General features: G+C 70.2%; 22 protein-coding genes and 1 pseudogene. 14 read left to right on the top strand and 9 right to left on the bottom strand.

The features are described 5' to 3' along the window. Window positions 1–26: 26 nt before the first annotated feature. The 3 genes from OHA88_RS13415 to OHA88_RS13405 form a co-directional block, all read right to left on the bottom strand. A complete protein-coding gene (locus OHA88_RS13415; protein WP_328625691.1) occupies window positions 27–1,484 on the bottom strand; it encodes a catalase in 1,458 nt (485 codons plus the stop codon). Window positions 1,485–1,680: 196 nt separating this feature from the next. Next, complete coding sequence (locus OHA88_RS13410; protein WP_267000385.1) at window positions 1,681–2,580, bottom strand: 2-hydroxy-3-oxopropionate reductase; 900 nt, start codon at window positions 2,578–2,580, stop codon at window positions 1,681–1,683. Between the two features lie 48 nt (window positions 2,581–2,628). Continuing rightward, a complete protein-coding gene (locus OHA88_RS13405; protein ID WP_328625690.1) occupies window positions 2,629–3,468 on the bottom strand; it encodes a TIM barrel protein in 840 nt (279 codons plus the stop codon). 236 nt (window positions 3,469–3,704) lie between these two features. Between OHA88_RS13405 and OHA88_RS13400 the strand changes: the two genes are divergently transcribed. The 9 genes and pseudogenes from OHA88_RS13400 to OHA88_RS13360 all read left to right on the top strand — a co-directional run bounded on the left by OHA88_RS13400 (window position 3,705) and on the right by OHA88_RS13360 (window position 11,053). Next, complete coding sequence (locus OHA88_RS13400) at window positions 3,705–4,901, top strand: lactonase family protein (protein ID WP_328629679.1); 1,197 nt, start codon at window positions 3,705–3,707, stop codon at window positions 4,899–4,901. A 56-nt stretch (window positions 4,902–4,957) separates the two neighbouring features. Continuing rightward, window positions 4,958–5,209, top strand: a complete 252-nt coding sequence (locus OHA88_RS13395; protein WP_326606402.1) for a hypothetical protein — start codon at window positions 4,958–4,960, stop codon at window positions 5,207–5,209. A 53-nt stretch (window positions 5,210–5,262) separates the two neighbouring features. After that, on the top strand, window positions 5,263–5,583 hold the full coding sequence (locus OHA88_RS13390) for a helix-turn-helix domain-containing protein (RefSeq protein WP_328629678.1): 321 nt from the start codon (window positions 5,263–5,265) through the stop codon (window positions 5,581–5,583). A gap of 167 nt (window positions 5,584–5,750) precedes the next feature. Beyond that, entirely contained in the window at window positions 5,751–6,260 is a 510-nt protein-coding gene (gene uraD / locus OHA88_RS13385; protein WP_328625689.1) for a 2-oxo-4-hydroxy-4-carboxy-5-ureidoimidazoline decarboxylase, read from the top strand. Window positions 6,261–6,265: 5 nt separating this feature from the next. Beyond that, complete coding sequence (uraH, locus tag OHA88_RS13380; RefSeq protein WP_328625688.1) at window positions 6,266–6,670, top strand: hydroxyisourate hydrolase; 405 nt, start codon at window positions 6,266–6,268, stop codon at window positions 6,668–6,670. A 7-nt stretch (window positions 6,671–6,677) separates the two neighbouring features. Next, the gene (pucL, locus tag OHA88_RS13375; protein WP_030978156.1) at window positions 6,678–7,601 is read left to right on the top strand and encodes a factor-independent urate hydroxylase; all 924 of its coding nucleotides are present in this window, start codon (window positions 6,678–6,680) and stop codon (window positions 7,599–7,601) included. 203 nt (window positions 7,602–7,804) lie between these two features. Continuing rightward, window positions 7,805–7,939 (top strand): annotated as a pseudogene (locus tag OHA88_RS13370) (purine permease); the annotation flags it as partial. Between the two features lie 45 nt (window positions 7,940–7,984). After that, complete coding sequence (locus tag OHA88_RS13365; RefSeq protein ID WP_326606406.1) at window positions 7,985–9,373, top strand: 8-oxoguanine deaminase; 1,389 nt, start codon at window positions 7,985–7,987, stop codon at window positions 9,371–9,373. 237 nt (window positions 9,374–9,610) lie between these two features. Beyond that, on the top strand, window positions 9,611–11,053 hold the full coding sequence (locus OHA88_RS13360; protein WP_443044223.1) for a nucleobase:cation symporter-2 family protein: 1,443 nt from the start codon (window positions 9,611–9,613) through the stop codon (window positions 11,051–11,053). Between the two features lie 70 nt (window positions 11,054–11,123). Here the strand turns inward: OHA88_RS13360 and OHA88_RS13355 are convergent, their stop codons facing one another. Both OHA88_RS13355 and OHA88_RS13350 read right to left on the bottom strand, forming a co-directional pair. Continuing rightward, on the bottom strand, window positions 11,124–12,089 hold the full coding sequence (locus OHA88_RS13355) for a chitosanase (RefSeq protein WP_443044221.1): 966 nt from the start codon (window positions 12,087–12,089) through the stop codon (window positions 11,124–11,126). Window positions 12,090–12,449: 360 nt separating this feature from the next. Further along, on the bottom strand, window positions 12,450–13,295 hold the full coding sequence (locus OHA88_RS13350; protein ID WP_443044220.1) for a chitosanase: 846 nt from the start codon (window positions 13,293–13,295) through the stop codon (window positions 12,450–12,452). Window positions 13,296–13,355: 60 nt separating this feature from the next. Between OHA88_RS13350 and OHA88_RS13345 the strand changes: the two genes are divergently transcribed. Further along, window positions 13,356–14,039, top strand: a complete 684-nt coding sequence (locus OHA88_RS13345) for an alpha/beta fold hydrolase (protein WP_328625686.1) — start codon at window positions 13,356–13,358, stop codon at window positions 14,037–14,039. A 62-nt stretch (window positions 14,040–14,101) separates the two neighbouring features. Continuing rightward, on the top strand, window positions 14,102–16,234 hold the full coding sequence (locus OHA88_RS13340; protein ID WP_328625685.1) for a hypothetical protein: 2,133 nt from the start codon (window positions 14,102–14,104) through the stop codon (window positions 16,232–16,234). Window positions 16,235–16,363: 129 nt separating this feature from the next. Here OHA88_RS13340 and OHA88_RS13335 read toward each other — a convergent pair whose 3' ends face one another. Next, window positions 16,364–16,969, bottom strand: a complete 606-nt coding sequence (locus tag OHA88_RS13335) for a TIGR03086 family metal-binding protein (protein WP_328625684.1) — start codon at window positions 16,967–16,969, stop codon at window positions 16,364–16,366. Between the two features lie 163 nt (window positions 16,970–17,132). On the opposite strand from OHA88_RS13335, the gene OHA88_RS13330 reads away from it, so the two are divergent. Further along, window positions 17,133–18,113, top strand: a complete 981-nt coding sequence (locus OHA88_RS13330; RefSeq protein ID WP_328625683.1) for a fibronectin type III domain-containing protein — start codon at window positions 17,133–17,135, stop codon at window positions 18,111–18,113. A 218-nt stretch (window positions 18,114–18,331) separates the two neighbouring features. On the opposite strand, the gene aceB is transcribed toward OHA88_RS13330, so the two are convergent. Continuing rightward, window positions 18,332–19,951 (bottom strand): malate synthase A, encoded by a 1,620-nt coding sequence (gene aceB, locus OHA88_RS13325; protein ID WP_328625682.1) that lies wholly within the window; start codon window positions 19,949–19,951, stop codon window positions 18,332–18,334. Window positions 19,952–20,197: 246 nt separating this feature from the next. Further along, window positions 20,198–20,767 (bottom strand): nucleotidyltransferase family protein, encoded by a 570-nt coding sequence (locus tag OHA88_RS13320; protein ID WP_328629675.1) that lies wholly within the window; start codon window positions 20,765–20,767, stop codon window positions 20,198–20,200. A 305-nt stretch (window positions 20,768–21,072) separates the two neighbouring features. On the opposite strand from OHA88_RS13320, the gene OHA88_RS13315 reads away from it, so the two are divergent. Next, window positions 21,073–21,375: a DUF5955 family protein gene (locus tag OHA88_RS13315; protein ID WP_267000354.1), complete on the top strand. Its 303-nt coding sequence runs from the start codon at window positions 21,073–21,075 to the stop codon at window positions 21,373–21,375. An 89-nt stretch (window positions 21,376–21,464) separates the two neighbouring features. On the opposite strand, the gene OHA88_RS13310 is transcribed toward OHA88_RS13315, so the two are convergent. Further along, window positions 21,465–22,265, bottom strand: coding sequence for an IclR family transcriptional regulator (locus OHA88_RS13310; protein WP_267000352.1), 801 nt, complete (start codon window positions 22,263–22,265; stop codon window positions 21,465–21,467). A gap of 352 nt (window positions 22,266–22,617) precedes the next feature. Here OHA88_RS13310 and allB point away from each other — a divergent pair, with 352 nt between their 5' ends. Then, the gene (gene allB / locus OHA88_RS13305; RefSeq protein WP_328625681.1) at window positions 22,618–23,961 is read left to right on the top strand and encodes an allantoinase AllB; all 1,344 of its coding nucleotides are present in this window, start codon (window positions 22,618–22,620) and stop codon (window positions 23,959–23,961) included. Window position 23,962: the final 1 nt, after the last annotated feature.

Genomic DNA, 23,962 nt, shown 5'->3' with positions numbered 1-23,962 from the left:
CATATCCCTTGCGCGGTCTTGTCGTTCTAGTCCTCGCGCAGGGCGCGGACCGCTTCCTCGACGCGCTTGCCGTACTCGGCGTCCGCGGCGTGGAAGTGAGCGAGGTTCTTCTCGATCACGTCGTCGCGTGTGACCTGGGAGAGGCCTCCGGCGATGTTGGCGACCAGGCGGCCCTTCTCGTCCTCGGACATCAGCCGGTAGAGCTCGCCCGCCTGGAAGAAGTCGTCGTCCTTGGTTTGGGCGGGCGCCGCGTGGCTGCCGGTCCAGCCGTGGACGGCGAGCGGGGCGGAGAGCGCCGCGTCGGTCTGGGCGGGGCCCGCGTACGAGTTGGGCTCGTAGTTCTTGTCGTGCCGCGCACCGTTGCGGGTGGCGTGCAGACCGTCGCGGCCGTAGTTGTCGACGACGGCGGTCCGCGGCGCGTTCACCGGGAGCTGGGTGTGGTTGACGCCGAGCCGGTAGCGGTGCGCGTCGGCGTAGGCGAACAGGCGGCCCTGCAGCATCTTGTCCGGGGACGGGCCGATGCCGGGCACGAAGTTGTTCGGGGAGAAGGCGGCCTGCTCGACCTCGGCGAACACATTGTCCGGGTTGCGGTCCAGGACCAGCCGGCCCACCCGCTGCAGCGGGTAGTCGCTGTGCGGCCACACCTTGGTGAGGTCGAACGGGTTGAAGCGGTAGTCTGCGGCCTCGGCGGCCGGCATGACCTGCACGTACAGGGTCCACGACGGGTTCACGCCCCGCTCGATGGCCTGCAGCAGGTCCGTCTGGTGCGAGTTGCCGTCCCTGCCCGCGAGTTCGGCGGCCTGTTCGCCGGAGAGGGAGCGCACACCCTGGTTCGTCTTGAAGTGGTACTTGACGAAGAAGGCCTCGCCCTCGGCGTTCGTCCACTGGTAGGTGTGCGAGCCGTAGCCGTTCATGTGACGGTACGAGGCGGGGATGCCGCGGTCGCCCATCAGCCAGGTCACCTGGTGGGTCGCCTCCGGGGCGTGCGCCCAGAAGTCCCAGACGTTGTCCGGCTCCTGACGGCCCGTGAACGGGTCGCGCTTCTGCGAGTGGATGAAGTCGGGGAACTTGATCGGGTCCTTGATGAAGAACACCGGGGTGTTGTTGCCGACCAGGTCGTAATTGCCTTCGTCCGTGTAGAACTTGAGGGCGAAGCCGCGTGGATCGCGTACGGCGTCGGCGCCGCCGAGCGAGTCGGCGACCGTCGAGAACCGGATGAACGTATCGGTGCGCTTGCCGACGGCGGAGAGGAAGTCCGCACGGGTGAAGCCGGTGACGTCGTCGGTGACCTCGAAGTAGCCGTACGCGCCGGAGCCGCGGGCGTGGACCACGCGCTCCGGGATGCGCTCCCGGTTGAAGCGTGCGAGCTTCTCCAGCAGGTGCTGGTCCTGGAGGAGGATCGGGCCACCGACGCCGGCGGTGGCGGAGTTCTGGTTGTCGGCGACCGGGGCGCCTGACTCGGTCGTAAGCACACGCTGCGTCATGGTGTCGGGGCGACCTTCCGTACGGGAGTTGCTGAACTGCGACGCCCTGGGGGCTCCAGGAGCGTAAGTACGCTCCGAACCGAACGTCAACAGTTTGTTGAAATTGAGAGTGGGGTGTTCCGGATGGTGCCGACGCCTGGGCGCGACAGGACAGGTGTCGGCGCCGACACCATCCGGAAGTCTGGGGGCAGGCCGGTCAGGCCTGGACGGGCTGACCCGAGAGGCGCTCGACCGCGCGCAGCAGCGCCGAGTGGTCCAGGCCGCCGTCGCCCTGCGCGCGCAGCGAGGCGACGAGTTGTGCGACCACGGCGCCGACGGGCAGAGCGGCACCGACATTACGGGCGGCGTCGGTGACGATGCCCATGTCCTTGTGGTGCAGATCGATCCGGAAGCCCGGCGCGAAGTCCCGCTTGAGGAAGTTGTCCTTCTTGCGGGTCAGTACGGTCGAGCCGGCCAGCCCGCCGTTCAGCACGTCGAGTGCGGCGGAGAGGTCCACCCCGGACTTCTCCAGGAAGACGACGGCCTCGGCGCAGGCCTGGATGTTGACCGCGACGATCAGCTGGTTGGCGGCCTTCACCGTCTGACCGGAGCCGTGCGGGCCGCAGAGCACGATGGTCCTGCCGAGTGCCTGGAGAATCGGCTGCGCGGCGTCGAAGTCGGCCTGCTCGCCGCCGACCATGATCGACAGCACCGCTTCGATCGCACCGGCCTCGCCGCCCGACACAGGGGCGTCCAGTACGCGGATGCCCCGGTCCTTGGCGTTCTTCGCGAGGTCCACGGAGGTCTGCGGGGTGATCGAGGACATGTCGATGAGCAGGGCCCCGGACCTCGCGTTCTCCAGGATGCCGTCGGGGCCGTACGCAATGGCCTCGACCTGCGGGGAGGCCGGCACCATCGTGATCACGACATCGGCGTCCCGGACCGCCTCGGCGATCGAGCCCGCGCCGTTCCCGCCGGCGGCGACCAGCCGGTCGATCTTGTCCTGCTCCAGGGTGTAACCGGTGACGTCGTAACCGGCCTTGATCAGGTTCTCGGACATGGGGGAGCCCATGATGCCGAGTCCGATCCACGCAACCTTGGGGAGGTTGTTGCTCATGAGGGTGCCTTCCTGAATAACGTGTGTACGAGGGTCGGACCGACGCCCTCAGCGGGCCGCGCGCGCCTCGGCGGGAAGCCAGTCGAAGGACTCGGAGCTCGGTCGGTCGCCCGGCTTGTACTCCAGGCCGACCCAGCCGTCGTAACCGGCCTTCGTCAGCTCGTCGAGGAGCTGCTCGAGCGGCAGCGAGCCGGTGCCGGGCGCGCCGCGCCCCGGGTTGTCCGCGATCTGGACGTGGCCGGTCTTCCCGGCGTACGCGGCGATCACCTGGCTGAGGTCCTCGCCGTTCATCGACAGGTGGTACAGGTCCAGCAGGAACCTGGCGTTGCCGAGGCCCGTCGCGGCGTTGACCTTGTCGACGACCTCGATCCCGGCCGGTGCGCTCACCAGCGGATAACGCGGTGACTCCGGCTTGTTCAGGGTCTCGATCAGCAGGACCGCCCCGATCCGGTCGGCCGCGCGGGCGGCCAGGACCAGGTTCTCCAGGGCGAGTTCGTCCTGCACGGCCGGGTCCACGCCGTCGACGCGGTTGCCGTAGAGCGCGTTGAGCGCCTTGCAGCCGACCGAGGCGGCGAAGCCGGCCGCCACATCGATATTGGTGCGGAACCGGTCCGACTCCGCGCCGGGTACGGAGAGCGCACCGCGGTCGGGGCCGGGGAGCTGTCCGGCGTAGAAGTTCAGCCCCACCAGCTGGGTTCCCGCGTCGTCGAGCGCCTTCTTGAGAGCGTCGAGTTCGGTCTGCGGCGGGGCTGGGGTCTCGATCCAGGGCCACCACAGCTCGACCGCCGTGAAGCCCGCGGCGGCGGCCGCCGCGGGGCGCTCCAGGAGCGGGAGTTCCGTGAAGAGGATCGAAAGGTTCACATCGAAGCGCTGGTCCGGGTGTCCCATGGGGTCAGGCGCTCCTTCCGTATCGCGGAAGTTAGTTTCTGCTAAACGGAAGATTGCATGGCTGACGGGAGAGCTGTCAAGAGGGGGTCCGCACACCGGGCCGCCGGGACCGGCGCGCGCGGCCCCGTGCATGGTGGTTGCAGAGAATGCAACCGAAATTGCGCCACTTGCGGCTTCGGTCGGGGCGGGAGAGTGTGGCTGACATGTCCGACGCAGCCGACCCCGAGGTGCCGCGCATGACGCCCCGCACCAGCCGACGCATGCTTCTCGGAGCGCTCCTGGCGGGCGCCGCAGTCTCCTTCTCGCCTGCTCCGCCCGCGCCGTCCGGCCCGACGGCCGGGCCGGACGCACCGGCCGCCCGCGACCGAAGGACCGGGACGCTCTTCCTGGGGACGTACACCTCGACCGCCGGAGGGGGTACGGGGATCGGGGTCGCCGGGTACGCCCCGGCGACCGGGACGATCACCGGGCGCACGACGATCACCGGCGTCGACAACCCCTCCTACCTCGCCCTGCACCCCTCGGGCACCACGCTGTACGCCGTCGACGAGCAGGAACAAGGCGGTGTGACGGCCGTGGCCCTCGCCCCGGACGGAACGTTCCGGGTGCTCGGCACCCGCTCCACCGGCGGCGCCGGCCCCTGCCATCTCTCGGTCCACCCGCGCGGCCGGTGGCTGCTGAGCGCCAACTACACCTCGGGCAGCGTCGCCGTGCACCCGATCGCAGCCGACGGTTCGCTGGGGGAGCGCACCGACCTGGTCGTCCATACGGCCCCGGCCCCCGGCCCCGGCCAGGACGGGCCGCACGCCCACCAGATCGTCACCGCCCCCGACGGCGGCCATGTCCTCGCCGTCGACCTGGGCAACGACACCGTCTACACGTACCGGCTCGACACGCGCCGGGGCACGCTCCGTCAGCTCTCCTGTGCCACGCTGCGGCCGGGCGCCGGCCCGCGCCACCTCACCTTCCACCCGAGCGGCCGCTTCGCCTACCTCGCCTGCGAGGTCGACAACACCGTCGTCGTCTGCCGTTACGACCCCGCCACCGGCGTCGTGACCCCGGGGTCCGGGCAGTCCACCGGAACCGGCCCCGGCACCAGCTATCCCGCCCAGCTCCTGGTCACCGGCGACGGACGCTTCGCCTATCTCGCCAACCGCGGCCACAACAGCCTGACCCGTTACGCCGTCGAGGCGGGCGGGGCCGCGCTGCGGCTGATCGGCACGGTGCCGGTGGGCGGTGACTTCCCCCGGCAGATCGCCTTCTCGCCGGACGGGGCGCTGCTCTTCGCCGCCAATCAGCGGTCCGGCACGGTGACGGTCTTCGACGTCGACCGGGCGGACGGCGGCCTGCGCCGCACCGGAACCCCGTTCGCAGCCCCGATGGCCGCCTGTGTGCTGCCGCTCCCGCTGCCGGGCCCGGCGACGGTCCGTTAGGGTCGGGGCCGAGCCGCGGGCCCCTGGGCGCACGGCGAGCACACGAGGGAGGCACAGTGCGCTTGAGAGTGGAGTTCACCACCGAGCCGTTCGATCTCGACGAGGCACCCGCGCATGCGGTGGTGGCCCGCGAGGTCATCCAGTCGGCCGAACTGGACGCCGTGGACGTCGGCCCCTTCGGCAATACGGCGGAGGGCGGCGCGGACGCGGTGCTCACCGCGGTGGACTCCCTGCTGCGCAAGGCTCTGGAGTCGGGTGCCACCCGGATATCGCTCCAGGTCAACGTCGTCGGGGAGGACTCGAAGTGACCGAACCCGCGGACCACCCCCTCGTCGCCGCGGTCAAGCCGCTCGTCGACGCCATGGGCGCCGAGCTGGTCGGGCCGGAGCAGGCACAGGCCGACGACGTGGTGCTGGCCTGGGAGGGTGAGGACGTCATAGCCGTACGGCTGCCGCAGCTGTCGGACTCGCTCGACCACATCCTGGCCGCCATGGAGCGACGGCACGGGATGCCGCTCGCCGACCTGGACCGGAAGTCGAAACAGGCGGTCGTACGGACCCTGGAGGCGCGCGGTGCCTTCTCCGTGCGACACGGGGTGGAGACGGTGGCCGGGGCCCTGGGGGTCAGCCGCTTCACCGTCTACAACTATCTCAACCGGGAGAACGCCGCCAAAGGTGACTAGTTGAGTGAAGAGGTGCGCAAGCGCCATGGAAGGCCGTTGTCCGGATCGCCCGGCGACGGCCTTTTCTGTTCGGGTAATTTCAACAAAGTGTTGACGTGGTGTTGCGGAGGGCGTTAGCTATCCGCAGCCCGACCAACGCACAGCGAAGAACAGCCACGGAGGCTCCCGTGACTTCGAGCTCCACACCGGGCCTCGCCCGGTTCAACATCCTGGCGGACGACGAGGCCATCACCGCGTTGCACGAGGTGTGTGCCAGCGGGGCATGGGGAAGAGCGATCCTCTCCCGGCGCCCGTACGCCACCGCAGAAGCCCTTCTCTCCGCCAGTGACGCCGCCACGGCGGAGCTGACCGAGGACGATCTCGCCGACGCGATGGCCGGACACCCCCCGATCGGCCGCCCGAAGCCCGGGGACCCCACCTCCTCACGCGAACAGCGGGGGATGGCCGGTGCCACCGAGGAGCTCAAGGCCGAGATGCTCGAACTGAACCTGGCCTACCAGGAGCGGTTCGGACATGTCTTCCTGATCTGCGCCACCGGCGCCACCGGTGAGCAGATGCGCGACGCGGTGAAGTCCCGGATCGGGAACTCGCCCGAGCAGGAGCGCGAGATCGTGCGCACCGAGCTGGGCAAGATCAACCGCATCCGGCTGACCCGTCTCGTAACAGAAGGAGAGTGACGGTCTTGCGCACCGACACCACCGCATCGGTGTCCACACACATCCTGGACACCAGCATCGGCCGCCCCGCCGAGGCCGTCCCCGTCTCGCTCGCCGTCCGCAGCGGCAGCGACGCGCAGTGGGTGACGCTCGGCGGCTCCGTGACCGATGCGGACGGGCGATGCAAGGACCTGCCGGCGCCGCCGGAGGGCACCACCCACGTACGGCTCGACTTCGACACCGAGACGTACTTCTCCGATGAGCACAGTTCCAAGAAGCAAGCCGAGGCGCAGCAGGACGCCCCCCGCGTAAGGGACAGCGGTGCGTTCTTCCCGGAGGTGGCGATCACCTTCGCCGTCGTACCGGGCGAGCACTATCACGTACCGCTGCTGCTCAACCCGTTCGGCTACTCCGTTTACCGAGGGAGCTAGCACCGACATGCCCACGATTCTCGGCCAGAACCAGTACGGCAAAGCAGAGAACCGCGTCGTCAGGATCACGCGGGACGGCGACACCCACCACATCAAGGACCTGAACGTCTCAGTCGCTCTCTCCGGCGACATGGACGACGTCCACTACTCCGGCTCCAACGCCAACGTCCTGCCGACCGACACCACCAAGAACACGGTGTACGCGTTCGCCAAGGAGCACGGCATCGAGTCCGCCGAGCAGTTCGGCATCCACCTCGCCCGTCACTTCGTGACGTCGCAGGAGCCGATCAAGACGGCGCGGATCCGGATCGAGGAGTACGCCTGGGAGCGCATCGCCACCTCCGACGGCAACTCGCAGTTCATCGGTGCCGACGAGGTCAAGCACTCCTTCGTCCGCAAGGGCCAGGAGACGCGCACCACGCAGATCACCTTCGACGGCGAGAAGTGGCAGGTCATCTCGGGCCTCAAGGACCTCGTGGTGATGAACTCCACCAGCTCCGAGTTCTGGGGTTACGTCAAGGACAAGTACACGACGCTCAAGGAGGCGTACGACCGCATCCTCGCGACCGAGGTGTCCGCCAAGTGGCGGTACAACTGGACCAGCGACGACGCGCGCATGCCGAACTGGGAGAAGTCCTACGAGCAGACGCGCAAGCACATGCTCCAGGCCTTCGCCGAGACGTACTCCCTCTCGCTGCAGCAGACCCTGTACCAGATGGGTTCGCGCATCATCAACAGTCGCAGCGAGGTGGACGAGATCCGCTTCTCGCTGCCGAACAAGCACCACTTCCTGGTGGACCTGGAACCGTTCGGCCTCAAGAACGACAACGAGGTCTACTTCGCCGCGGACCGCCCGTACGGCCTGATCGAGGCCACGGTGCTGCGCGACGGCACCGAGCCGCAGATCCCGGTCGACATGACCAACCTCTGACGCGGCACCGAGCCGGTCCCCGTCCGCCGACGGGCGGGGACCGGCCGGACCGGAGGGAACCCCCCATGGCACAGCACGCAACGGGGCCGGCAGCAGAAGGCCCGCGCACCGCACCCCCGGAGAGCTCCGCCCATCCGGCCGGCCTGCTGACCGCCGGACCCGCCACCGTCCCGCTGACGCCCGCCGGGCCCGGCCTCCACACCGGATCGCCGTCCTGGGCGCGGACCGTGCCGCGCTCCGGGATCGGTGCGGGAGCGCTCGTCGGCGTCCCGCTCAACCTGTTCCTCCATCATCTCGGCACCCACGGCCGCACGGCTGTGGCACTCAAATCCTCCTAGGGTCCTGCCGTGCCCACGTCCCTGCAGAGAGAAGAAGGAAGCGCCATGGCAGCCCCTGATCGTGTGGAACGCATCGTCATCGAGAACTGTTCGATCGCGACCGTCGACGCCGACGACACCGAGTACGCCTCGGGCCATGTGGTCGTCGCGGGCAACCGCATCGAGCACGTCGGCGCCGGCCGGGCCCCCGAGGGTCTGGAGAATGTCGTACGACGCATCGACGGCGCCGGGCACCTTGTCACTCCCGGCCTGATCAACACCCACCACCACTTCTACCAGTGGATCACCAGGGGCCTGGCGACCGACCACAACCTCTTCGACTGGCTGGTCGCGCTCTATCCGACATGGGCGCGCATCGACGAGCCGATGGTCCGCGCGGCCGCGCAGGGCTCGCTCGCGATGATGGTCCGCGGCGGCGTCACCACCGCCATGGACCACCACTACGTCTACCCGCAGGGCTCCGGCGACCTGTCCGGCGCCATCATCGGGGCGGCCCGCGACATGGGCGTACGGTTCACCCTCGCCCGCGGCTCCATGGACCGCAGCCAGAAGGACGGCGGACTCCCGCCGGACTTCGCCGTCGAGACGCTCGACGGTGCGCTCGCCGCCACCGAGGCGACCATCGACGCGCACCACGACGGATCGTTCGACTCGATGACCCAGATCGCCGTCGCGCCCTGCTCGCCCTTCTCCATCTCCACCGAACTGCTTCGGCAGGGAGCCGAGTTGGCCCGCCGCCGCGGCGTCCGGATGCACACCCACGGCTCGGAGACCGTGGAGGAGGAGAAGTTCTGCCACGAGCTGTTCGGGATGGGCCCGACCGACTATTTCGAGTCGACGGGCTGGCTCGGCAACGACGTGTGGATGGCGCACTGCGTCCATATGAACGACTCCGACATCGCCGCCTTCGCCCGTACCGGAACGGGCGTCGCGCACTGCCCGTCCTCCAACGCGCGCCTCGCCGCAGGCATCGCCCGGGTCCCCGACATGCTCGCCGCGGGTGTCCCGGTGGGCCTCGGCGTCGACGGCACCGCCTCCAACGAGTCCGGTGAGCTCCACACCGAACTGCGCAACGCCCTCCTCATCAACCGGCTCGGCGCCCACCGCGAACGGGCCCTGAATGCCCGTCAGGCCTTGCGTCTGGGCACGTACGGCGGCGCCCAGGTACTCGGCCGCGCCGACCAGATCGGCTCCCTGGAGGTCGGCAAGCTCGCCGACCTGGTGCTCTGGAAGCTGGACACCCTCGCCCACTCCTCCATCGCCGACCCGGTCACCGCGCTCGTGTTCGGCGCGGCGGCCCCCGTCACCCTCTCCCTCGTCGACGGGAAGACGGTCGTCGAGAGCAACCACCTGACCACGGTGGACGAGGACGCCATCGCGCGCACCACCCGCGACGAGGCCCGCCGCCTCGCGCAGATCGCCGCCGGAGCCTGACGCTCCGGGGCGCCCCCGAGAACCGCCGGCCGAAGGGGGACGGCCCTTGGCCGGCCGCCGTGGGCCCGAGCGGGGTCCACGGCAGCCGGTCCGGCGGGCACGTACGCAGACGTACGCGCCCGCCGGACCGGTGACCGAAGCTGCCGCATCAGCTGCACGACCTGCCCCACCTGCACCAACGCACCACCTCCCAGACACCCGCGTCGCTTTGACGTGTAACCGACCGGAGGAACCGCCGTGGCAGCACAGCCCAGGTTTCGCAACGACGCAGTCGCAGGACCCGACCAGGAGCCGATACGGGACGACCCGCAGGTCGCCGACGGCAGCCATCCGGTCGACGAGACCCTCCCCCCACTGAAGATGTTCACCAGCGGACTGCAGCACGTGGCCGCGATGTACGCGGGCGTGGTGGCCCCGCCCATGATCGTGGGACCCGCGGTGGGCCTCACCCCCAAGGAGACCGCCTTCCTGATGGGGGCGAGCCTCTTCACCGCCGGCATCGCCACCCTGCTCCAGACCCTCGGCTTCTGGCGCATCGGCGCCCGGCTGCCGTTCGTCAACGGCGTCTCGTTCGCCGGTGTGACACCGATGATCGCGATCGGCAAGGACCGCGGACACGACGGCATCGCCGTCATCTTCGGCGCGATCATCGTGGCCGGCCTGCTCGGCTTCGTCCTCGCCCCCTACTTCTGCAAACTGGTCCGCTTCTTCCCGCCCGTCGTCACCGGCACCGTCATCACCCTGATCGGCGTCTCCCTGCTGCCGGTCGCCTTCAACTGGTCCCAGGGCGGCAACGCCACGGCCGACGGATACGGGTCGACGACCAATATCGCCATGGCGGCCCTCACCCTGGTGATCGTCCTCGTGCTGCGCAAACTGCTGCGCGGCTTCCTCCAGCAGATCGCGATCCTGCTCGGACTGGTCGCCGGCACCCTGATCGCGATCCCGGTCGGCATCACCGACTTCGGCGCGATCAAGGACGCCGACCTGATCGGCTTCCCCACCCCGTTCCACTTCGGGGCGCCGCAGTTCGAGATCGCCGCCATCGTCTCCATGTGCATCGTGATGCTGGTCTGCATGACCGAGTCCACCGCGGACATGCTGGCACTCGGCAAGATCGTCGGCCGTCCGGCGGACGAGCGGACCATCGAGGGAGGTCTGCGCGCCGACACCCTGGGCAGCGCCGTCAGCCCGCTCTTCAACGGCTTCATGTGCAGCGCCTTCGCGCAGAACATCGGTCTCGTGGCGATGACCAAGGTACGCAGCCGATTCGTCGTCGCCGCGGGCGGTGGCATCCTCATCGTGCTCGGCCTGGTACCGGTCGGCGCGTCCGTCATCGCGCTCGTGCCGCTGCCGGTGCTCGGTGGTGCGGGCATCGTGCTCTTCGGCTCGGTCGCCGCGAGCGGCATCCAGACGCTGGCCGGCGCGGCCCTGGAGAAGGGCGAGAACGCGCTGATCGTGGCGGCCGCCGTCGGTATCGGCCTCATCCCGATCGCCGCACCGGAGTTCTACCACGCGTTCCCCAAGGATCTCCTCGTCGTGCTGGACTCGGGGATCTCCACCGGGTGCGTCGTGGCGATCGTTCTCAATCTGGTCTTCAACCACCTGGGCAGGAAGCCGGAACCGGTGGCGGAGGAGTCCTCCGAGGCTGCGGCAGCGACTCCGGTGGGCGCGCACTGAGCGCATCCGGTACGACGCAGTGGCGCGTACGGCGAGTGCCGTACGCGCCACCGGCGTATCGCGGCAGGGCTCAGCCGATGTGGTAGCTGTCGCCGTAGACCTTCCAGTCGAGCGGCGGATCCAGGTTCAGATTCCCGTTGTTCAGGAAGACCCGCTGGGCGGTGTCCACCCGGCTGGTGTCCGAGTGGGCCTCCACCTGCTGCATCGCCCAGACCCGCGCGTCCAGGAAGGCATTCAGGTAGGTGACCTCGTTGCCGCCCTGGGCCGGCGGCTTCGCCTTGGCGAGAGCGCGCTCGCGGATGGCACTGAAGCTGGTGCCGTCGTCGCCGTCGCCGTCGCCGTGCATGACGATGGCGTCGTAGTACGCGAACTGGCCGAGCGTGCCGATGCCGTCGGCCTTGCCCCGGCTGACCGCCGGGTTGAAGTAGACCCGGTCCCGCTCGTCGTTCTGCGCCTGCTCGAACGCCGGGTCCGACGCCGCGGTCGCCCAGTCCTCGGCGAAGTTGGGGTCGAGGCCGTCGTGCGAGTCGGTGCCGTTCACCTCCCGCAGAGCGGGCAGATACTTCGCGAGGACGTTGCCCGGCTTGCGCTGGGTGTACATCTCGACGAGGTCGAGCATGTCGCCGGTGCCGGAGCAGAAGCCGATGATGCCCGCGGTGTAGCCGCAGCCGTCGCCGACGTCCTCGATGTACGTGTACTGCGCCTTCCAGTTGAGTGTGGAGTTCTCCGCGCTGGAGATCAGCTGCATGGCGATCTCCTTCTTCGCCGGATCGTCCAGCCCGGTGGCGGCAGCCGCCCGCCGGGTGGCGGCAGCCGCCTGCCGGGTGGCGGAGACCTCCGGGCGCACGGGCGGATGCGTGGGGACACCGGCGTTGTGCCGGGTCGCGGAGACCTCCTGGCGCACGGCCGGATGTGTAGGGGCACCGGCGTTGGCGGTGGTGGGTGACGCCGTGAGGGTCACCCCGAATGCGACCAGCGCGAGCCGTGCGGGGCGAGGGTCGCGACGTGCGGCGTGCCGATGGGAAGCGGGCACCATTCCTCCAGAGGGAGTTCGTCGTTCCGGATCCGCTAGGAAGCTTTCCTATCAGAGTGGAGTGAGAGTCGTGGTGGAGTGAGAGTCATCCACTCCTTCGGCGCAAGCGAGTTGAGTCCGGCTCCGGCTACGGAAAGGCCCCGCACCACGCGCCGGACGCGCGGTGCGGGGCCGTACGGAGCGGCCTGCGGATCAGGGGCGGACACCTTCTGGCCGATGGCTGTCAGCAGTCGGGGTAGGCACGTGGATCCATACGCCCGTGGGGTCACCCTGCAGGTCGCCCACGGCCCAATGCCCCTACTGGGCACGGCAGTTGAGATTTTGACCCCGTCTTCGTCGACGTGCAGACCGCCAATCGCGGGGTCAGGGCCCGTCGATACGGTAGCTGTCGCCGTACACCTTCCACTTCAGCGGCGTTCCCAGCTGGAGTCTGCCCTCGCGTACGAAGACCCGCTGCTCCGTTTCGACGCGACTGGTGTCGGAGTGCGAGGGTTCCTCGCGGATGGCGGCGACCCGGGCATCGAGGAAGGCGTTCAGATACGTCACCTCGTCGCCGCCCCGGGACGGCGGTTCGGCGGCGGCCAGAGCCTCGCGGCGCATCGTACGGAAGCCGACCGTGCCATTCGAGTCGGCGGACCCGTGCATCACATAGGCGTCGTAGTAGATGAACTGGCCCAGGGCGCCGAGACCATCGTCCTTTCCCTGTCCGACCGCCGGATCGAAGTATGAGCTGTCCCGTTCGGCGTCCTGCGCCGACCGGAACGCGGGGTCGGCGGCTGCCTCCACCCATGCGTCGGTGAACGGGCGCCCGAGGCCGTCGTGCGCATCGCTGCCCTGCACCGCGCGCAGAGCGGGCAGGAACCGTTCCAGCGGATTGCCGGGGCGGGTCGCCGCGTACCGTTCGACGACGTTCAGCATGTCGCCGGTGCCGGAGCAGAATCCGATGATGCCCGCGGTGTAGCCGCGGCCGTCGCCGATGTCCTGGATGTACTTGTACTGGGCCTTCCAGTCGAGTGTGGAGTTCTCCGCGCTGGAGATCAGCTGCATGGCGATCTCCTTCTTCGCCGGATCGTCGAGCCCGGGCCCCACGGGACCCCTTCCCGAACCGGCCCCGGACGCGAAGCATGCGGACAGCACGACGAGAGCCGTCACAAGAGCCGTGACGAGGGCCCTGGCGGGGGCGAGACGGGAACGTGGAACGAACTTCACTCTGCCAGCCTGCCAGGTGCGGAGGAGGATCTTGATCCATTCGGCTGTAGCGTCAGGGGTATGGAAGATGAGTCTGTTGTGGATGTCGGTGATGTGCGGCTGGCGTACCGGACCTGGGGCGACCCGTTCGGCTCGCCCGTCGTGCTGTTGCACGGCCTCGGCGGTTCCGCCGCGAGCTGGGAAGCGGTCGGGAGCCTGCTGGGTGAGGAATGGCGGGTGTACGCCCTCGATCTGCGCGGGCACGGGGAGAGCGACTGGCCCGACGAGTACTCCTTCGAGCTGATGCGGGACGACGTCCTCGGCTTCCTCGACGAGTGCGAGCTCGACCGTGTCGGCCTGGTGGGCCACTCCATGGGCGGCGTCGTCGCCCACCTGCTGGCCCAGGAGCACGCGGACCGGGTGGAGCGGCTGGTGCTGGTGGAGACCCCGCCGCCGTTCCCCAGTGAGCCGAGGCCCGCAGCGGAACCCGAAGGGCCGGTCGACTACGACTGGAACGTCGTCGCACCCATCCGGGCCCGGATCGCCGACCCTGACCCGCAGTGGGCGGACGGTCTCGGCGAGATCGTCGCACCCACGCTGATGATCGCCGGCGGCCCGGAGAGCACCATGCCGCAGGGCCGGCTGGCCGACATGGCCTCCCTGATCCCGGACTGCCGACTGATCACGCTCGGCGGCGGCCACCGGGTCCACGAGACCCACGCCGACCAGGTCGCCCAGCAGATCACCGAGTTCTTCACCAGCTGACCCGTGCGGCCGGGGCGGCCGCTGCCGGGGCATTGTCAGTTCCGGGTGAAAAGATCTTTTCCATGGAACTCGCACTGTTCTTCGCCGAGGTCGACGCCCAGCCCTGGGCTGAGCTGCAGCATGCGTACGGAAGCGCCGCCGATGTGCCCGACTGCCTGCGGGCGCTTGCCGGGGACGAGGACGAGGCGTCCGAGGCGCTCTCCGAGCTGTACGGCAGCATCCTGCATCAGGGATCGGTCTACGAGGCGACGGCCCGCGCGGTGCCGTATCTGGCACGGCTCGCGGAGGCCGGGCACCGCACGGAGGACCTGCTGGTGATGCTCGGCGGGATCGCGGAGGGCGGCGAGGACCGGGGGGAGACGGACGAAGCCGCCTGCCGGGCGGCCGTCGTCGGCCAACTGCCGTTGGTCCTGGGCTGGATTGCCGACGAGAATCCCGGGTTGCGGCAGGCCGCCGCGTGGACCGCGGCCATGACGGGGGCGTCCGGTCAGGTGCTGCCGGTGCTCCGGAGGCGCTGGGCGCAGGAGACGGATCCCCTCGTCCGGGCCGAACTCCTCGGTGCCATGGCTCATCTGGACCCGGCAGGGAGCGCTACCGAGGCGACCGAAGCCATGGGGGCGGGCGAGACGGGCGAGGTGAGGATCGCGGCCCTGCTGGCCGGTGTCGACGCCGGCCGGCCCTGGACCCCCGCACACCACGACGCGATGCTGGCTCTCCTCCCGGCGGACGGCCTTGTCGCAAGCCGCCTCGACCAGGAGCGCAACGAACCGCTGCAATATGTGGTCGAATCACTGCTGCTCCGGGACGCCCCTGCGGACCGCGAAGCGGCGTACGCCCTGCTCGACGCCGCACTGCGCAGCCCCGAGCCCGACGCCCGTACCGAGGCGCTGTGGGCGGCCGAGACCGCCTGCCGGCTCTCGCGCAGCGCTCCCGAACGGCTGGCCGCACCGGTGCGCGCACTGATCACCGACCCGGCCGCCGTGCCTGCGGCGTACCCGCTCCTCAAGAAGCTGGGCGCCCATGGAGCGACGGCCGCGCCGGTACTGGCCCGACTCGCCGCAGGGGAAGGTGATCCGGCGGACCGGGCTCTCGAAGCCCTCGTCGCGGTCGCACCCGCGCAGGCCGCGCCGCTCCTCGCCCGCGACCTGGGGCAGCGCCCGCGAGCGCTCGGTGCCGCATGCGGCTTCCCGGTCCGAGCGGCGGTCGCCCCCTCGTTCCCGTACGACCCCGAACTGCTGGACGCGATCCGTGTCCGCCTCGGAGCCGGCGATCTCGAAGGGAACGAGCCGATCTGGCTCACGGTCCTGCTCGCCGGCTGGGGGAGCCGGGCGTCCTCCGCCCTGCCCGAGCTCCGGTCCGCACTGCCGAGATTCCCGAAGGTCGTACCGAAGGCGCTGGCGGCGGTGTGCCCGCCGGAGCACCGCGCGAAGACGGCGGAACTGCTGACCGCCGCGGCCCGTTCCGGACCGAAGGCGGGCAGGCTCGCGGCGGCCAGGGCGGTGCACGAACTGACCGGCGACATCGCCCCACTCCTCGCGGCGACGGCCGTACAGCTCGCCGCGGGCGGTTTCGACGTGCGGGAGGCGGCGGGCATCGCCGGTGAGCTGGGCCCGGAGGCAGCCGATCTGGTGCCCGCCCTGCGGTCCGCGCTCACCGCTCCCGGAGTGAACCGGACCGTCCCGCAGCTGGACGGCGATGTCGAGATCGCCGCCGCCCTGTGGCGGATCACCGGTGACGCGGACGAAGCGGTGCCCGTGCTCGCCGGAGTGCTCGCGGCGGTCGAACCGGCCTGGATGCGCTGGACGTTCATCCGTGCCGCGCGAGCGGCGGCCCTCATCGGAGAGCCGGCCCGCCCGCTGGTCCCCGCACTGAAGGGCCTGCTGGCGGACCGGCAACAGACCCCGGCCGCGGTACTCGCCCTGCACGCGATCGCACCCGAATCCCTCGACGCCCCGCGGCTGGCCGGCCTGCTCCTGGACTCCGCGGAGGCGGACGCCGAACCGGTCACCGCCATCGAAGCCCTGGTCGCCCTCGGCCCGACCGCACTCACCGACGACCACCTGAGCCGGCTGACCGCACTCGCCGAGCGGGACCTGCGGGTGACGGCGTCAGGAATTGAATCAGGCATCGCCCCGGCCGACGAACGACTCCGCGACCGGGCACGCGAGGCGGTGCGTACGCTGCGACCGCGCTGATCTCACCGACCGCGCGTGCCGCACCAGCGGCAGCGCGGCAGGCCGGCGTGGTGTCGAGGGATGTCATGAGCCGTCCGCCGGATCCGCCGAGGGCGGGAGCGGGCCATGAGCCGGCCGACGCCGGACGCGTCAGTCGCCCGGCTGCCAGTCCGGGCGCCGGCCGCTCATCGCGACCGCCCGGTCGACGAGGGGCGCGTCCGCCGCTACTGGGACCGGCGGCCCGAAGGGCTGTCCCAGCCGAGGGCTGTCGTCGTTCGGCGTCATCAGGGCCAGGGAGACCCGCAGGCTCGCCTCGTCCGCCTCGTACTTCTGGCCGGTCGACCGGGCCAGGTCCCAGCCGTGGATCACCAGCTCGTTCAGAGCGACCATCGCGGCCACCTCGCCCGGCAGATCCACGCCACCGGCCCTGGTCATTCCCTGCCGGGCGGCGGGGTCGCGCCAGGCGGCCACCAGCTCGTCCAGCAGGGGCGGCAGTGTCGCGCGCCAGCCTTCCGGCAGGACCGGGAGCGCGGCGTCCGGAGAGGTGTCGGTCGTCGGTCCGAGGTTCTTGCGGCCCGCTTCGCGGAAGGCCGTGGTCAGCCCGACCAGGTGGGCGAGCAGTTCCCGTACCGCATAGTCGGGGCAGGGCGTCGGGTCGGTCAGCGAGCGGTCCTCGATGCCGTCGAGCAGTCCGGCGATCTGCCGTGCCGCAGGTTCGAGATCGAGTGTGGGCGTCGTTCCGTTCTGTGTATCCATATCCATCAGACCGCCGTGGCGGTCCGAACTCATCGCTCTGCGCCCAACGTATCCGCAGCGCAGACCGGAATATTGCGGAAGGCACCGCTCCACGCTCTTGTCCGGGACCCGCCGGTCGTGGCATACAGGTCCAGACCATTGCTGCCGGACGGAAGGCAAAACCGTGCAACGCCCCCACGCACACGCCGCGTTGGCCACCTCCGCCGCCCTGCTCCTCGTCACGCTCACCGCTTGCGGCGACACCGTCGACGCCGCCGACACGCAGAAACCGACCGCCCCGGGCGGGGTGACTGCGCAGGCGAGCAGCGCCACCTCCGTCCACGTCATGTGGGACCCGGCCTCCGACAACAAGGCGATCACCGGCTACCAGGTGTACCGCAAGGGCACGCGGGTCAAGTCCGTCACGGCGGCCCGGCAGATGATCGACATCGACGGGCTGACCCCCTCCACCGCCTACACCTTCACCGTCCGGGCCCGGGACGCCGCCGGGAACCTCTCCGCGCCGAGCCGGGCCGTCGCCGTCACCACACCCGCGCCGACACCCGCCGACCACGAGCCGCCGACCCGCCCGGTCGGGCTGCGCGGCAGGGCGGACGGCAGCCGGGCGGCAACCCTGTCCTGGGGCGGCTCGACGGACGACGTGGGCGTCACCTCGTACGACATCTACCAGGAGGACTCCCGCATCCACAGCGTGCCCGGCACGCGGACCACGGCACGTCTGACCGGACTGCGCCCGGGCACCGCCTACACCTTCACGGTCCGGGCCCGGGACGCCGCCGACACGTCCTCGCCGGACAGCAACGCCCTTGACCTCACCACGCCCTCCGCCCCGGGCGCGCCGGCCAGTACCGCCCCCACCGATCTACGGATCACGACCAGGGCCCAGGGCAAGGAGTACGCGATCGACCTGGACTGGAAGCAGCCCGACACCGGAGGTGAGATCCCCGCGTACCAGCTCTTCCTCGACGGCCGGCTCACCACCACGATCGTGTGGGGCGGCAAGCCGCCGACGGGCCGGGCGAACTACCGGCTCACCGTCGGTGACCCCCGCGGGACCCGCTACTCGATGAAGATCCGCGCCAAAATGCCGGACGGGAAGTGGGGCGACTTCTCCGCCCGGCGCACGGTCGTCCTCGGCGACTGACGGGAGATCGTGCCGACAGGCACGGCGTGCGGGGAGTCGCACCGTACCGGTCGGAGATGCGCTCGGCGGTCGTCGCCGAGGCCGCGTTCCTGCGCGATACGCGGAGGCGTACCGGGCGGGGAACAGTTCCTGGGCACTCGGTGACGGGGCCGCACGCAACCGCGCCCCCGGTGCTGTGCGGTACCGGGGGCGCGAGGTGTTACGGGATCGGACCGGACTCAGACCAGTTGCTCGTACGCAGGCAGCGTCAGGAAGTCCGCGTAGTCCTGGTCCAGCGACACCTGGAGCAGCAGGTCGTGGGCCTGCTGCCACTTGCCGGACGCGAACGCCTCCTCGCCGACCTCCGCCCGGATCGCGGCGAGTTCCTCGGCCGCGACCTTGCGGGCCAGGTCGGCCGTGGCGTGTGCGCCGTTCTCGAAGACCACGTCCGCGTTGATCCACTGCCAGATCTGCGAGCGGGAGATCTCCGCGGTGGCGGCGTCCTCCATCAGGTTGAAGATGGCGACCGCGCCCATGCCGCGCAGCCACGCCTCGATGTAGCGGATGCCGACCGCAACGGCGTTGCGCAGGCCGTCGTACGTGGGCTTGGCGTCCAGGGTGTCGATCGCGATCAGGTCGCCCGCCGCCACGGAGACCTCCTCGCGCAGGCGTTCCTTCTGGTTCGGCTTCTCGCCGAGGACCGCGTCGAACGAGGCCATGGCGATCGGGACGAGATCCGGGTGGGCGACCCAGGAGCCGTCGAAGCCGTCGTTCGCCTCGCGGTCCTTGTCCGCCTTGACCTTCTCGAAGGCGACCTTGTTGACCTCGGCGTCACGGCGCGACGGGATGAACGCCGCCATGCCGCCGATCGCGTGTGCGCCGCGCTTGTGGCAGGTGCGGACGAGGAGTTCGGTGTACGCGCGCATGAACGGGGCGGTCATCGTCACCGCGTTGCGGTCCGGCAGGACGAACTTCGAGCCGCCGTCGCGGAAGTTCTTGACGATGGAGAAGAGGTAGTCCCAGCGGCCCGCGTTCAGCCCGGAGGCATGGTCGCGGAGCTCGTAAAGGATTTCCTCCATCTCGTACGCGGCGGTGATCGTCTCGATCAGGACGGTCGCGCGGACGGTGCCCTGCGGGATGCCGACGTAGTCCTGGGCGAAGACGAAGATGTCGTTCCAGAGGCGGGCCTCCAGGTGCGACTCCGTCTTCGGGAGGTAGAAGTACGGGCCCTTGCCGAGGTCGATCAGACGCTGGGCGTTGTGGAAGAAGTAGAGCCCGAAGTCGACCAGCGCACCCGGCACCGGGGTGCCGTCGAGCTGGATGTGACGCTCATTCAGGTGCCAGCCGCGGGGACGGGTGACCACCGTGGCGAGTTCGTCGGCGGGCTTCAGTGCGTAGGACTTGCCCGACGTGGGGTCGGTGAAGTCGATGCGGCGCTCGTAGGCGTCGATCAGATTGAGCTGGCCGAGGATGACGTTCTCCCACGTGGGGGCGGACGCGTCCTCGAAGTCGGCGAGCCAGACCTTGGCGCCCGAGTTCAGGGCGTTGATGGTCATCTTGCGGTCGGTCGGACCGGTGATCTCCACCCGGCGGTCGTTCAGCGCGGCCGGGGCCGGCGCGACCTTCCAGGAGTCGTCCGCGCGGATCGCCGCCGTCTCGGGCAGGAAGTCCAGCGTGGAGGTGCGGGCGATCTCGGCGCGGCGCTCCCCGCGGCGGGCGAGCAGCTCGTCACGGCGGGGCGTGAACTGCCGGTGCAGCTCGGCCACGAACGCGAGGGCCGCGTCGGTCAGGACCTCATCCTGCCGGGGCAGGGGCTCGGCATCGACGATGGCCAGCGGGGACGGCGCTGGTGCGGACATGAGCTGTCACTCCTTCAGCGGGCGGTGCGGGCGGCGCCTCTACGGCCGCCGGGTCGCCAGAAATGGCACGGCGTGCCAGGGCTCCGGAATGTGGCCGTGGGCGCCGTCTGGGATACAGAGCGCTTCTGACCAGTGGATAGTAGTTTCCTCATAGTGGAAGTTCAATGGTTTGTTGATGTCGAGATTCTCCGGGTCGACAGAAGTGAGGCGGGGCTGGCGCAGCGTGCCAGTGCGCGCACAACCCGTTCATTCAAGGTGCGTCAGATCCTCCGCCGTGTCGATGTCGTACGCCTCCGCCACATCGGAACACTCGACGAGCGTGATCGCATCGCGGTGCGCCCGCAGGTACGTCCGGGCGCCCTGGTCGCCCACCGCGCCCGCCGCGACATCAGCCCACCGTTCGGCCCCGAACAGCACCGGATGACCGCGTTCCCCCTCGTACGAGGCCGCCGCCAGGCTCAGCCGGGAGCGGTACGCCGACCGCACCCGTGCCACCGCCTGAGCGCCGATGCCCGGCTGGTCCACGAGCAGGACGAGTGCCGCATCCGCTCCCGTGCCGGCGAGTGCGCCCAGACCCGCCCGCAGTGACGAACCCATGCCTTCCGGCCACTGCGCATTGACGGTCACCGTGCAGCCGGAGAGGTCGGCCCGTGCCCGCACCGTCTCCGCCGCGGCGCCGAGCACCACATGGACGGGGTCGCAGCCGCCGTTCCGCAGCGCGCGCAGCGCATGTTCGACGAGCGGCCGGCCGCGGTGTTCCAGCAGGGCTTTCGGCCGGCCGCCGAGGCGGCGGCCGCCGCCCGCGGCGAGCAGCAGACCGGCGATCACCGGCTGCTGTCCCCCGTCGGAGGGACGGGACGGTTGCGGAGCGCCGGAAGTGGACAGGGTGTGGGGTGTATGAGCCATGAGGCCCTGAATACCTCACCGCACCGGTGATTTCCTACCGGACCGGCCAGTACGCTGCGTCCCCCGGTGGTCACCCTGATTTCTGACCGTGGAGTGGCGCGCGGCACCTGTCATGGCGTTAACTTGCGCACACCCCCGGGCACTTGACCACGGCTCGGGACGTGGTCGAAACACCGGCACAAGGATGTGCGAGGGGGAGTGCTTTGTTGCGAAGCGTGGGGCAGACGCGGGTGACCAGCAGTGGCGAGGACCCAAGGGTGACGGAGTTGCGTACGGCGGTCTCCCGGCTCCGTCGTGAGCTGGCCGGGCATCCTGCGGAGTTCCCCGACCGGGGGATCGCCGAGGACGAACTGGCCGCACTGGACGCCATGGCCGTCACCGGTGTGCCGGAGATCCGGCGATTGCGCCGCTCACTGCTGCTGATCGCGGGGGCGATCGGCTCGGTGAGCGCATTGACATCCGCACTCAGGGACGTACGTGTCGCCGTGGACCTCTTCGGCGAGCCGCCGCGCCGCTGACGGGACGCAAGGGGGCGCGGCGGTCGCCCGCGAACACGACTGTGCCCGTCGGGTCCCTGCCCGGTGGGCACAGTCACGTCCGAGCTGCCTCAGCCGGTGGGGCCGCTGCTGGCCAGCGCCTGCGACAGCTCCTTCGCGACCTGCTGCAGGATCGGCACGATCCGCTCCGTCGCCGCCTCCGTGACCCGTCCGGCCGGGCCCGAGATGGAGATCGCGGCAGAGGTGGGGGAGTTCGGTACGGAGACCGCCAGGCAGCGGACCCCTATCTCCTGCTCGTTGTCGTCCACCGCGTATCCCGCGCGGCGGACCTGGTCCAGCGCGTCCAGGAAGCCGTCCGGGGTGGTGATCGTCTTCTCGGTGGCGGCCGGCATTCCGGTGCGGGCCAGCAGCGCCCGTACCTCGTCCGGCGGGGTGTGCGCGAGGAGCGCCTTGCCCACCCCCGTGGAGTGGGGGAGGACCCGCCGGCCCACCTCGGTGAACATCCGCATCGAGTGCTTCGACGGCACCTGTGCGACGTACACGACCTCGTCGCCGTCGAGCAGCGCCATGTTCGCGGTCTCGCCGGTCTCCTCGACCAGTCGCGCCAGATACGGTCGGGCCCAGGTCCCGAGCAGCCGGGACGCGGACTCGCCGAGCCGGATCAGGCGCGGGCCGAGGGCATAGCGCCGGTTGGGCTGCTGGCGCACGTAGCCGCAGACGACCAGCGTGCGCATCAGCCGGTGAATGGTGGGCAGCGGGAGTCCGCTGCTCGCGGAGAGTTCGCTCAGCCCGACCTCGCCCCCGGCGTCGGCCATCCGCTCCAGCAGATCGAAAGCGCGCTCAAGTGACTGCACGCCGCCGCTGGAACCGGCGGGCTTGGAGTCGGATGTGCTGGCGTGGGACGGCGGCACGTCAACGGTCCTTTCGAGGCGGAAGGGCAAGGCAGCAGCCTACCGGGAGGTTCCCGATCGGCCCACTGCTCCGGCACGGCGTCCTGGCCGGTCAGGGCCTGTTTGTCCGGGTGTCCGCGATCCACGGGACGGTTCTGCGAAGCCGTACCTGGCCCATGTTACGTTCCGCTCTCCGAAATTGCTCTTTTACTTCGTGGAAATCTCCATTGGCCCATGTGAGTGGTCGGCTTGCCGTCCGGCGGGGAAGGTGGGGTCTTGACGGGCTGGAATCCCAGGTGAACACTCCTTCAACAGTTCGTTGAATTTCTTCGGCGGCTTCAGGCCGCCGAGAGGCCGGAAGTGAGGAGCACGGGTGTCCGGTGCGGACGTGAACCTGGTACTGCGCTCGACGCGCGTCGTCACCCCCGAGGGGACGCGCCCTGCAGCGGTGGCGGTCGTCGGCGGGACGATCGACGCCGTCCTGGCGTACGACACCGAGGTGCCGGCCGGGGCCCGGCTGGAGGACTTCGGCGACGACGTCCTGCTGCCCGGCCTCGTCGACACCCATGTCCATGTGAACGATCCCGGCCGCACCGAGTGGGAAGGCTTCTGGACCGCCACCCGCGCAGCCGCGGCGGGCGGCATCACGACCCTGCTCGACATGCCGCTCAATTCCCTCCCGCCGACCACCACCGTCGACCATCTGCGGACCAAGCGGCAGGTGGCGGCCACCAAGGCGCACGTCGACACCGGCTTCTGGGGCGGTGCCGTCCCGGCCAACGTCAAGGATCTGCGGCCGCTGTACGAGGCCGGCGTCTTCGGCTTCAAGTGCTTCCTGTCGCCCTCCGGGGTCGAGGAGTTTCCCGAGCTCGACCAGGAGCAGCTGGCCCGCTCCATGGCCGAGATCGCCGGCTTCGGCGGGCTGCTGATCGTGCACGCCGAGGACCCGCGCCATCTGGCGGCCGCGCCGCAGCGCAGCGGACCCGCGTACGCCGACTTCCTGGCCTCCCGGCCGCGTGACGCCGAGAACACCGCCATCGAGGGCCTCATCGCCCACGCCAGGCGGCTGAACGCGCGCGTCCATGTCCTGCATCTGTCGTCCGGCGACGCCCTGCCGCTCATCGCGGCCGCCAAGCGCGACGGCGTGCGGGTCACCGTCGAGTCCTGCCCGCACTTCCTCACTCTCACCGCCGAGGAAGTCCCGGATGGTGCAACAGAGTTCAAGTGCTGTCCGCCGATCCGTGAGGCCGCCAACCAGGACGCGCTCTGGGACGGGCTCGCCGACGGCACGATCGACTGCATCGTCTCCGACCACTCGCCCTGCACCACCGACCTCAAGACGCCGGACTTCGCCTCCGCCTGGGGCGGCATCTCCTCCCTCCAGCTCGGCCTGCCCGCCATCTGGACCGAGGCGCGCCGGCGCGGCCACTCGCTCGACGACGTGGCGCGCTGGATGTCCGCCGCCCCTGCCGCGCTGGCCGGGCTGACCCGCAAGGGCGCCATCGAGGCCGGCCGGGACGCCGACTTCGCGGTCCTCACCCCCGACGAGACCTTCACCGTCGACCCGGCCGAGCTGTTCCACCGCAACCAGGTCACCGCCTACGCGGGACGGACCCTGCACGGCGTGGTGAAGTCGACCTGGCTGCGCGGCCGGCGGATCGCGGCGGCCGGCGTCCTCACCGAACCCACCGGCCGCCTGCTCGAAAGGAACCACTGAC

This window comes from Streptomyces sp. NBC_00353 (assembly GCF_036108815.1).
GTDB lineage: Bacteria > Actinomycetota > Actinomycetes > Streptomycetales > Streptomycetaceae > Streptomyces.
Note: the sequence above shows the minus strand (reverse complement) of the source record. Positions and strands in the feature narration are given on the sequence as shown.

Coding starts and splice junctions, on each gene's coding strand:
- aceB (WP_328625682.1), bottom strand. CDS start 19,951: ATGTCCGCACCAGCGCCGTCCCCGCTGGCCATCGTCGATGCCGAGCCC.
- OHA88_RS13410 (WP_267000385.1), bottom strand. CDS start 2,580: ATGAGCAACAACCTCCCCAAGGTTGCGTGGATCGGACTCGGCATCATG.
- OHA88_RS13340 (WP_328625685.1), top strand. CDS start 14,102: ATGGAACTCGCACTGTTCTTCGCCGAGGTCGACGCCCAGCCCTGGGCT.
- OHA88_RS13400 (WP_328629679.1), top strand. CDS start 3,705: ATGACGCCCCGCACCAGCCGACGCATGCTTCTCGGAGCGCTCCTGGCG.
- OHA88_RS13390 (WP_328629678.1), top strand. CDS start 5,263: ATGGGCGCCGAGCTGGTCGGGCCGGAGCAGGCACAGGCCGACGACGTG.
- OHA88_RS13355 (WP_443044221.1), bottom strand. CDS start 12,089: ATGGTGCCCGCTTCCCATCGGCACGCCGCACGTCGCGACCCTCGCCCC.
- OHA88_RS13415 (WP_328625691.1), bottom strand. CDS start 1,484: ATGACGCAGCGTGTGCTTACGACCGAGTCAGGCGCCCCGGTCGCCGAC.
- OHA88_RS13365 (WP_326606406.1), top strand. CDS start 7,985: ATGGCAGCCCCTGATCGTGTGGAACGCATCGTCATCGAGAACTGTTCG.
- OHA88_RS13345 (WP_328625686.1), top strand. CDS start 13,356: ATGGAAGATGAGTCTGTTGTGGATGTCGGTGATGTGCGGCTGGCGTAC.
- OHA88_RS13335 (WP_328625684.1), bottom strand. CDS start 16,969: ATGGATACACAGAACGGAACGACGCCCACACTCGATCTCGAACCTGCG.
- pucL (WP_030978156.1), top strand. CDS start 6,678: ATGCCCACGATTCTCGGCCAGAACCAGTACGGCAAAGCAGAGAACCGC.
- OHA88_RS13405 (WP_328625690.1), bottom strand. CDS start 3,468: ATGGGACACCCGGACCAGCGCTTCGATGTGAACCTTTCGATCCTCTTC.